This window comes from Saccharibacillus endophyticus (assembly GCF_013185185.1).
Lineage (GTDB): Bacteria > Bacillota > Bacilli > Paenibacillales > Paenibacillaceae > Saccharibacillus > Saccharibacillus endophyticus.
The window spans coordinates 42,296-52,453 of sequence record NZ_JAAZWE010000014.1; the positions used below are offsets into that span (position 1 = coordinate 42,296).

The following is a 10,158-nucleotide window of genomic DNA, read 5'->3' on the forward strand; positions in this document are numbered from 1 at the left end:
AAAAGCCTTACGTTTAAACACGCGCCTATAGAAGGGAGGAAACGAAATGAAGGCGTCCAAGTCATCCGCAACCGCCGAGCTGCCGCTCCTGAAAAAAAGCTCGAAGCGGGCGAAAATTTTAGCGAACTGGGAACTGTACCTCTTTATGCTCCCGGCGCTCCTGTACTTTTTGATCTTTCATTATTTCCCGATGTACGGCATTCAGATCGCTTTCAAAAACTTCGTTCCGTCCATGGGCGTTACCGGAAGTCCCTGGGTCGGATTCGACCATTTCGAACGTTTCTTCAATTCTTATTACTTCTGGGATCTGCTGTGGAACACGTTCAGCATCAGTTTCTACGAGCTGGCGATCGGCTTCCCGCTTCCGATTATTTTAGCTCTCGCGTTTAACGAAATTCGAAGCGGCAAGTTCAAAAAGACGGTGCAGACGGTCACCTACGCGCCGCACTTTATCTCCGTCGTCGTCATGGCCGGCATGATCATCACCTTCCTGTCGCCGAGCAACGGCATGATCGTCATGCTGATCGAGGCGCTGGGCTTCAACGCTCCGCAATTCCTGACCGATCCGGCCTGGTTCAAAACGATGTACGTCCTGTCCGGCGTGTGGCAAAGTACCGGCTGGGGCACGATCATCTACCTCGCCGCGCTGTCGGGCGTCGATCCGCAGCTGCACGAAGCCGCGATCGTCGACGGAGCAAGCCGCTTCAAGCGCGTGCTGCATATCAATCTGCCGACCATTTTGCCGACGATCACGATCATGCTCATCTTGAACATGGGCAATATCCTGACCGTCGGGTACGAAAAAATCCTGCTGCTGCAAAACTCGCTCAACCTGGAAGCGTCCGACGTCATCTCCACCTACGTCTACCGCGCCGGTCTGGTCGATGCCCAGTACAGCTTCTCGACCGCGGTCGGTTTGTTCAACTCGGTCATCAACGTCATCCTGCTGGTTCTGGTCAATTGGATTGCCAGACGTACCAGCTCAAACAGTCTGTGGTAAGGAGGGGTTGTCATGGTTAAATCGATGCAAGAATCGAAAGGCGACAAAATGTTCCTGCTCGGCACGTACGTTTACCTGTGCATGGCCCTGGTCGTCGTGCTGTATCCGCTCATCTATATCCTCAGCGCGTCGATCAGCAGTCCGCAGGCGGTCAACTCCGGGCAGATGTGGCTGTTCCCGAAAGACATCACCTGGGCCGGGTACGAGCTGGTGTTCAACAATCCGAAGATCTGGAACGGTTATCTGAACACGATCATCTACACGGTGGTCGGCACTCTGCTCAACCTGGCCGTCACGCTGCCCGCCGCGTATGCGCTCAGCCGTTCCGACTTCGTCGGCCGCAACTGGTTCATGGGCTTTATCCTGCTGACGATGTTTTTCAGCGGCGGCCTCGTTCCGACGTATCTGGTGGTCAAAAACCTCGGCCTGATCGATACGATGGGCGCGCTGATCCTTCCGGTCGCCGCTTCCGTCTGGAATATCGTGGTGGCGCGTACCTTTTTCCAATCGACGATTCCGAAAGAACTTCAGGAAGCCGCGCATATCGACGGCTGCACGAATATCAAGCTGTTCTGGAAAATCGTGCTGCCGCTGTCGGCGCCGATCATCGCGGTCATGGCTTTGTTTTACGGCGTCGGGCATTGGAACAGTTATTTCTCCTCGCTGATCTACCTGAACAGCGAATCCAAATATCCGCTGCAAATGGTGCTGCGTCAAATTCTCGTGCTTCAGGAAATGTCGGCGGAAATGAACGGAGCGGGCGTCAGCGGAGAAGTCGCCCAGGCAATGAACTCCAAAGCCGAAACGGCTTCCCTGATCAAATACGGCGTCATCGTCGTCTCCACGCTTCCGATCATCGCCGTGTATCCGTTCCTGCAGCGTTATTTCGTACAGGGGGTGATGATCGGTTCGGTCAAAGGGTAAGCTTACGGTACTTACTTAAAACAGAGGGGGATTTACCATGAATATTCGAAGCAAAGCCTGGAAGCTGCTGATGGTGGGAGGGCTCGGCGCATCGCTGCTCGCAGGCTGCGGCGGCGGAGAAGAAGCATCGAACAGCGCGGAAAGCGTAACGGTAAGCAAAGAAGGTTTCCCGATTGTCGAACAACCGATCACCCTGACGATGATGGCGCCGGACGTCGGCATTCAGAACTGGGAGGACATGGTCGTTCTTCAGGAAATGGAGAAGATGTCCAACATCAAGTTCGAATACAAAAACGCGCCGAAAGACAGCTTCGAAACGAAAAAGAACCTGGTCTTCGCCAGCGAAGATTACCCGGACGTGTTCTATGCGGCCGGCCTGACGGCTTCCGAGCAGCTCAAGTACGGCGAGCAGGGCGTTCTGGTTCCGCTGGAAGACATGATCGACGAGTACGCGCCGAACTTCAAAGCGCTGCTCGACGAATACCCGGACGTCCGCAAGTCGATCACGGCGCCGGACGGCCATATCTACTCGCTGCCGGTCGTGGAGTTCAGCCAGCACTGGTACCGCAACCCGATGTGGTATAACGGCGAGTTCTTGGAAAAGCTCGGCGTCGACAAGCTGCCGGAAACGACCGAAGAGTTGTACGATTACCTGAAACGCGTCAAAGAAGAAGATCCGAACGGCAACGGCGAAGCCGACGAGATTCCGATCTCTTCCGTAACCACGCCCGCGGCGAATATCCGCGATATCCGCACCTGGCTGCTGGGCGCGTTCGGCGCTTACGAAGAAGAAATCTACGTGGACGACAGCGACGTCGTGCATTACACCCCGATGGACGAGAGTTTCAAGCACTATCTGGAATACATGAACCGCCTATGGGCCGACGGCCTGCTTGACCCGGAAAGCTTCTCGCAAACGGCCGAGCAGAAAAAAGCCAAAGGCCAAAACAACCAGCTCGCCCTGTTCTCGGACTGGAACGCCTACATGACCAAAGGCGGCGAGCCTTCGACCGAAGATCCGATGTTCCTGCCCGTGCGCAGCGAGTACGTCGAAAAAGCGGCGATCGCGAAAAACCGCGGCATCACGACGGGCGCTTTCGCGATCACGAAAACGAACCCGCATCCGGAAGCTTCGCTGCGTTGGGTCGACTACCTGTATTCGTACGAAGGCGCCCTGCTGTTCAACAAAGGACCGGAAGGCACGCTGTGGGAATACGAGAACGAAGCGGACCGCACCAAAAAGTACCTGCCGGTACCGGACGGCCAAGACCGCGAAGATTACCGCGCGACGCTGACGCCGAACTACGGCATCCCGGCTCCGACCGTAACGACGGACGATATCGGCAAAGGGCTGACGACGGATTTCGATACCTGGGTATCCGAAGAAACGCAAACCAAGCTGCTGGATAACGGCGCGCGCATTCCGTTCCCTGCCCTGTTCCTGACGGTCGAAGAGCAATCGGAGATCAACAGCCTGAACTCCGACCTCAGCACTTACGTGAAGCAGATGGAAGCGAAGTTCATCACGGGCGCGGAGCCGATGAGCGGTTGGGACAACTATGTGGCGACGCTGAAAAAGATGGGGGCCGAGCGCGTAGCGGAGATCAATCAAGCCGCTTATGACCGTTGGAAATCGAACTAATCCCGAGCGAGCGAACGAATGTTTGAAGCGAAATAGCGCAATTAGGGCGGGGGGAACGGCGAAAAGGAAACCGTGACGGGGAAACCCGAAGTATCTCCTTTTCCCGAACCGACCCGCCTGCTTATTTTAGACCCGGAAAGGCGTGAGCCGAACATGAAGCACAAGCAACCGTCCCGCTCCGCAGTCGTCGAAGAACGCATCGGCAAGCTGTTGAAGGACATGTCGCTGGAGGAAAAAGTCGGTCAGCTCGCCCAGCCGTTCGGCTGGACCTGCTACGAAAGAAAAGCGGACGGCTCCGTCGAACTGACGGAATCCTTCAAACGCCGCGCGGCCGAAGGCGGCGTCGGTTCGTTATACGGCACGCTGCGCGCCGACCCTTGGACCGGCGTCACGCTCGAAACCGGCTTATCGCCGGAAGACGGCGCGAAGCTGGTCAACGAGATGCAGGCGCACGCGCTGGAGCACGGACGTCACGGCATTCCGATCCTGTTCGGCGAAGAATGTTCGCACGGCCACATGGCGATCGGCGCTACGGTATTCCCGGTTCCGATCTCGGTCGGCAGTACGTGGAATCCGGAGCTGTACGAAGAGATGTGCCGGGCCGTAGCGTTGGAGACGCGCAGCCAAGGCGGCGCAGCAACCTATTCGCCCGTGCTCGACGTCGTGCGCGATCCGCGTTGGGGGCGGACCGAAGAATGTTACGGGGAAGATCCGCATCTGACCTCGGTGCTGGGTCGGGCAGCCGTGCAAGGTCTTCAAGGCAAAAGCGGCGACCTGTCCGCGGACGACGCCATCCTCGCGACGCTCAAGCATTTTGCCGCTTACGGAAGCTCGGAAGGCGGACGCAACTCCGCTCCGGTCCACATGGGTCCGCGCGAACTGCACGAGATCGACCTGCTGCCGTTCCGCCATGCGGTGGACGCCGGAGCCAGATCGGTCATGACCGCCTATAACGAGATCGACGGCATCCCCTGCACGACCAACCGCCATCTGCTGCAGGATATTTTGCGCGACGAATGGGGCTTCGACGGGTTCGTCATTACCGACTGCGGCGCGCTCGGCCTGCTGACTTCCGGACAAAACACGGCGGAAGACGGCACGGATTCGTCGGCGCAGGCCGTTTTGGCCGGCGTGGATATGGAAATGTCCGGCGAGATGTTCGATCGGCATCTGTTGGCGGCCGTGCATGAAGGGCTGTTAAGCGAAGCCGACGTGGATCGGTCCGTACGCCGCGTGCTGGAAATGAAGTTTGATCTGGGGCTGTTCGACCGTCCGTTCGTCGATCCGAAGCGGGCCTCGGAAGTGATCGGCAGCGAGGAGCATCGGAAGTTGGCGCGTAAAGTCGCTTCCGAAAGCATCGTGCTGTTGAAAAACGAAGGCGATATTCTGCCGTTGCAACGCTCGGACTTTCTCGGCGCAGGCGTTACGCATGATGCTTCGCGTGCCGGCAAAAAGATCGCCGTGATCGGTCCCAACGCGGACGCTCCCTACAACCAGCTCGGCGATTACACCTCTCCGCAGCCTGCCGGAGCGATCGCGACGGTATTGGACGGCGTGCGCGCCGCTCTGGGCGAGCAGCCGGGCAGCGACACCGCGGACAGCCGAGTGCTGTACGCGCCGGGCTGCCGGATTCGCGGCGAATCGCGCGAAGGCTTCCCGGCCGCGCTGCACAAAGCCGAACAAGCCGATACCATCATCCTCGTGCTCGGCGGTTCCAGCGCACGCGACTTCGGCGAAGGCACGATCGACCTGCAAACGGGCGCTTCCGTCGTGACCGAAAATTCGTGGAACGATATGGAATGCGGCGAAGGCATCGACCGTTCGACGCTCAACCTGGCCGGGGTACAGCTTGAACTGGCGCAGGAGATTTTCAAGTTGGGCAAGCCCGTGATCGTCGTCTACATCAACGGCCGCCCGATCTCCGAACCTTGGATCGTCGAAAATGCCCATGCGATCCTCGAAGCGTGGTATCCGGGCCAGGAAGGCGGACATGCGATCGCGGACATTCTGTTCGGCGACGCGAACCCTTCCGGCAGACTGACCCTCGGCATCCCGAAGCACGTCGGCCAACTTCCGGTGTACCATTACAAACGCAGAACCCGCGGCAAACGCTACCTGGAAGACGACTTCGAAGCGCAGTACCCGTTCGGCTTCGGCTTAAGCTACACGGAGTTCCGCTACGACAATATACGGCTCGACGCCGATACGATACATGCCGACGGACAAACGACCCTTTCGATCGACGTGACCAACGCGGGCAGCCGAACCGGCCAAGAAGTCGTGCAGCTTTACGTATCCGACCTGGCCGCTTCCGTCGTGCGTCCGGAGAAAATGTTGAAAGACTTCCGTAAAATCTCGCTGTCCCCGGGCGAAAAGAAAACCGTGACGTTCACCGTCGGCCGCGAACATTTGGAGTTTGTCGGACCTGATCTGAAGTGGTGCGTGGAACCGGGTCTGTTCCGCCTTACGGCAGGCCCGAGCTCGATCGAAGGCTTGACCGCCGAACTTCGGGTGAACGCAAGCGCACTTGCCGCGCGTTAGCGCGGCCGGTTAAAATTTTTGACTATTTTTAAGCAGGAGGCATCCCATACCATGAAAATTACCCGACATCCCGAAAATCCGATCGTTGTACCGGGTCTCTACGACTGGCGCAAAGCGACCGTCTTCAATCCCGCCGTCATTATCGACAACGGCAAATTCTACATGATCGAACGCACCGCCGGATCGCTGACGCCGTGCAAAAACTTCCTCGGCCTGCTCGAAAGCGAAGACGGCGTTCATTTTACACATGTCAAAGACGAGCCGGTCCTAACCCCCGACGAACTCGGCTTCCCTTACGGCAGCGTGCAAGACCCTCGGGTGGTCAAGATCGACGGAACCTTTTACATGAACTACGCTCTGCGTCCTTGCGCCATGAGCTACTACCCGACCAACACCGGCATCCCAGAACGTTCGATTCCCGAGTATCCGGACGGCTGGGGCGAAGAAGAAGGCCATTGGCTGACCCGTTCCTCGATCGCGAAGTCCGACAATCTGATCGATTGGGAGTTCGTGGCCGATACGACGCCGCTGGACATCAATGACCGCGACAACATTTTGTTCCCGGAAAAAATAAACGGCCGTTACGCACTGCTGCGTCGGCCGGAAGAATATGTGGGCGAAGCTTACGGAACGGAAAAAGCCGCGATGTGGATTACCTACTCCGACGACCTCATCCATTGGGACGAACCGAAGCTGCTTGCCAAAGCGGAAAACCTGTCCTGGGAGGGCCGCAAAATCGGAGGCTCTACCCCGCCCGTTCGTACGGATAAAGGCTGGTTGGTGCTGTACCACGGCGTGGATGAGAATATCGTCTACCGGGTCGGCGCGCTGCTGCTTGATCTCGACAACCCGGAAAACGTGCTCGCCCGTACCTGGGAACCGATCATGGAGCCGGAAACGTATTACGAGAAGTTCGGTTACCAGATCCCTAACGTCGTGTTTCCGACCGGCAACGTGATCAAAGACGATCTGCTCTATATTTATTACGGCGTAACCGATACCGCGATCGCTTTGGCGACGATACCGGTGGACGAGCTGGTGGAGCATGTGCTGACTTCCGCGAAAATTCAGGCGTAAGCCTGAAAATTTTTAAGAATTTCCGGCTTTTTCGGACTATGCGCGTTTAGACGCTTTCAGCTTGCGATACTGTCCCGGCGTGAAGCCCATTTCTTTTTTAAAACGGCGAATAAAGTTGGGCGCGTCCAGATAACCGACCTGCTCGATGATTTCTTTCAGCGGCGCGCTGGTCGTTTCCAACTGCCGGATCACTTCGTCCACGCGGCGGCGCCAAATGTACTGCGAAAAATTCAATCCCGTTTTTTCTTTGAAGCTGCGGCTCAAGTAAGACGTGGACACCGAATACTTCAGCGCGAGATGCTCCAGGCTCAGCGTATAATCGGAGAATCGGTCGTCCACGTCTTTTACGATTTCGTCGATCAACGTATCCCTCTTCTCTTCCGTGCTGCGCTCGACCTGCTGACAGATCTCCGAAGCCAGCGATACCAACCGGCTTTCCAAGTCTTCCAATGTTTCGAACGAAGCCAGCACCGAAATATCCGCGAACACTTCTTTCATCCCGAGCTCGGAAGCGGTGCGAAGCAGGGAGTTCAGCACGTCGAAACAGATGCAGCGCAGCAAATGCACGGACAGCGGTTCTTTTTTTAGCGTGTCCATGATGTCCGAAATAATCCGTACCGCCACCAGCGTACTTCCTTGCTTCAGACTCTGATCCAGCTTCAAAATCATTTTGCGAGGAATCCAGAAACTGCCTTCCTCCGTGCTTTCCGAATCGGATAGCTGCTCGAAATAGATGACGCGCTCGCGTCCGTTCATTTTGCGATACTCCAACGCGGCCGCCGCTTCCACAAACGACTGATTCAGCGAATCAACATCCTCGTAAGCCGAGCCCACCCCGATATGCGGAGAAGACGGCAGCGCTTTTTCCGCGATATGACGCACAGCCTCGATCGTCCGCTCAATACGGGCCGGCAATGTCTCGCCCGTTTTTTGCTCGTCGAGCGTGATAACCAAAGCCAACTGATCGTCCGCGGAAAACTCGACCCCGAACACTCTTGCGCCCGCTTCCCCAACCTCCAGGCAACCAAGAGCTTCGCCGATATCATTCCCCTCTTCGGGCACGAATCGGTTATCCGCAGGATCGCTCCAAGATAGAATTGCCGTTAAATAAATGCCTTTTCCCTTGGTGAATCCCAGTCCGATCTCATCGATCGTCTTCATCATTTCCCGATCGTTCGGACGGCCGTGCTTGAGCAGCAGTAACAGGCATTGGTTTCGTACAAAAGGCTGCTGCATATCGATTCTGGCATTGTAATCGCGAATCGTCTGCCGGATCGAGTCCCATTCATTGGAGGCCTTCATGGCCGCTCCGCTTTGAATGCCGACGAACTCCATCAGATCCTTGACCGGGTGATACTGCCGTTTGGCGAGGATCATGGCCGCCGCACTGCCTGTCAGAACGACAAGGGCAAACACGATCATAATCAACGTCTGTACATGAGCCACGCGTCCGAAAAACTGATGGCTCGGCATCGTCATGACGTACGTCCAATTGTTCTCGTCCGATTTGACCGATACGACCGATTGCATCTCCCCGGCCAACTCCATGCTATGAATGCCCGGTTCCAACTGCGCCAGCGTATTCCATTCCCCGTTGGGCATTTCCGCTCCGCGACTGTTGGTCGTCAGTACTTCTCCATTCTCGTTGAAAATGTAATTGCTGCCATTGACGTCATTGAGGATGGAATCCATCACTCCGGTCAATTTGGATTCCTTCATTAAATAAACGACGGCTCCGTACGGGTACGGGTCGTTCGTTTTGATCGGTACGATGTAGGTCAGCAGCGGCTCCTGCCGCGAATACATATTCACCATCTCCGCTGCGCGAACCAAGGGTTGATCGATCTCGTTCAGATTGCTTCGCACCTGTTCCGACGACCAATTTTCGAAACGGTACTCTCTGTTAAACACCACGTTTAGATCCGCAAGGCCCCGGTACGAATAAATTTTCTCATCGCCGTGCATATATAAAAGCAGATCCTCCACAATGCTGTTGCTTGCTTTGTAATTAGCTAACGTGCGGATTGCTTCTTGCGCGGATAACGGATTAGTAAGCATATAAGGCGTCAAATGCTCATCGTAAGAAATCCGGCTGGCCAGCGCATGCAGCTCGCTCATCCGGTCGTCGATCGTCAGCTTCACTTGACTGAGTTGATTAACTTTGGACTGCTCAATTTCCGAACGCAGGTTCTTGACAGCGCTATCATACACAAATACGGTAAGTGCCGTTAAAGGAATCAGGAACGCCAGAATATAAGACAGCGCGTACCGAAACAAAAGCCTGGACTTCACAAAGTTCCATCTCTCTTTAAAAACCGCCCGGGACCCGTACAAAGCTTGCATTCGCCGTTTCATGGTTCGCCCCCTTTTGCCGATGATGTTTTAAACATTATAACGTTATATTCATTTTCTCGCTAGGGGGAGCGAGTCTTTTTCAAGCTTCGCTTCGTTGTCCTTTGCCCTTCTATTGAATAAAATATTAGAGGTGAGGGGAAAGGCGCTCCGGTTCGAAAAAGACTCGCTCTGGGCGTAGGTAGGGAAGGCCTCTCAAGCCTCTTGGCGCTTGAGAGATCGAGAACTAAAGATCTGATGCGGCTCCCGATCAGCCGCAGTAAAGAGGTAGCGGCGTTGCCGACTACATACAAAAGAACAAAAATGAAAGCAATAATCAGAAAGAAAACGGAAATAAAGAAGAAAGCAAAGAGCTTAAAGAGTAGCGAATGTAATAAGCGAAGCGAATTAATTTTTAAGTTCTCCGCTCCTACAGAGCGTAGGGAGAACCCTTGGCGCGACTTTGGGCTTGCCGTCTGGCAAACCAGGGAAGCGACAAGGTTTCTCCCTCAGCTACCTCCCTCGTGTGTGTCGATTCCGAATATAAGAAAAAAAGCCTTCTCCGCTAAGAGAAGACTTCTTCATTGGCTTGGCAGCTTCCTACTCTCCCGGGACCCTGCGGTCCAAGTACCATCGGCGTTAG

6 protein-coding genes are annotated in these 10,158 nt (G+C 55.7%); 5 read left to right on the forward strand and 1 reads right to left on the reverse strand.

From position 1 onward, the window contains the following. Window positions 1–46: 46 nt before the first annotated feature. From HRQ63_RS25575 to HRQ63_RS25595, 5 genes are all read left to right on the forward strand, one after another. Window positions 47–1,000, forward strand: a complete 954-nt coding sequence (locus tag HRQ63_RS25575) for an ABC transporter permease (protein WP_172247930.1) — start codon at window positions 47–49, stop codon at window positions 998–1,000. A gap of 12 nt (window positions 1,001–1,012) precedes the next feature. Next, window positions 1,013–1,924 carry a carbohydrate ABC transporter permease gene (locus HRQ63_RS25580; RefSeq protein ID WP_172247931.1) on the forward strand — a complete coding sequence of 304 codons (912 nt, stop codon included), beginning with the start codon at window positions 1,013–1,015 and terminating at the stop codon, window positions 1,922–1,924. A 37-nt stretch (window positions 1,925–1,961) separates the two neighbouring features. Then, the gene (locus HRQ63_RS25585; RefSeq protein ID WP_172247932.1) at window positions 1,962–3,566 is read left to right on the forward strand and encodes an extracellular solute-binding protein; all 1,605 of its coding nucleotides are present in this window, start codon (window positions 1,962–1,964) and stop codon (window positions 3,564–3,566) included. Between the two features lie 153 nt (window positions 3,567–3,719). Beyond that, on the forward strand, window positions 3,720–6,107 hold the full coding sequence (locus HRQ63_RS25590) for a glycoside hydrolase family 3 N-terminal domain-containing protein (protein ID WP_172247933.1): 2,388 nt from the start codon (window positions 3,720–3,722) through the stop codon (window positions 6,105–6,107). 51 nt (window positions 6,108–6,158) lie between these two features. Continuing rightward, entirely contained in the window at window positions 6,159–7,184 is a 1,026-nt protein-coding gene (locus tag HRQ63_RS25595; RefSeq protein ID WP_172247934.1) for a glycoside hydrolase family 130 protein, read from the forward strand. A gap of 36 nt (window positions 7,185–7,220) precedes the next feature. On the opposite strand, the gene HRQ63_RS25600 is transcribed toward HRQ63_RS25595, so the two are convergent. Further along, window positions 7,221–9,539, reverse strand: a complete 2,319-nt coding sequence (locus tag HRQ63_RS25600) for a helix-turn-helix domain-containing protein (protein WP_229714352.1) — start codon at window positions 9,537–9,539, stop codon at window positions 7,221–7,223. Window positions 9,540–10,158 lie beyond the last annotated feature (619 nt).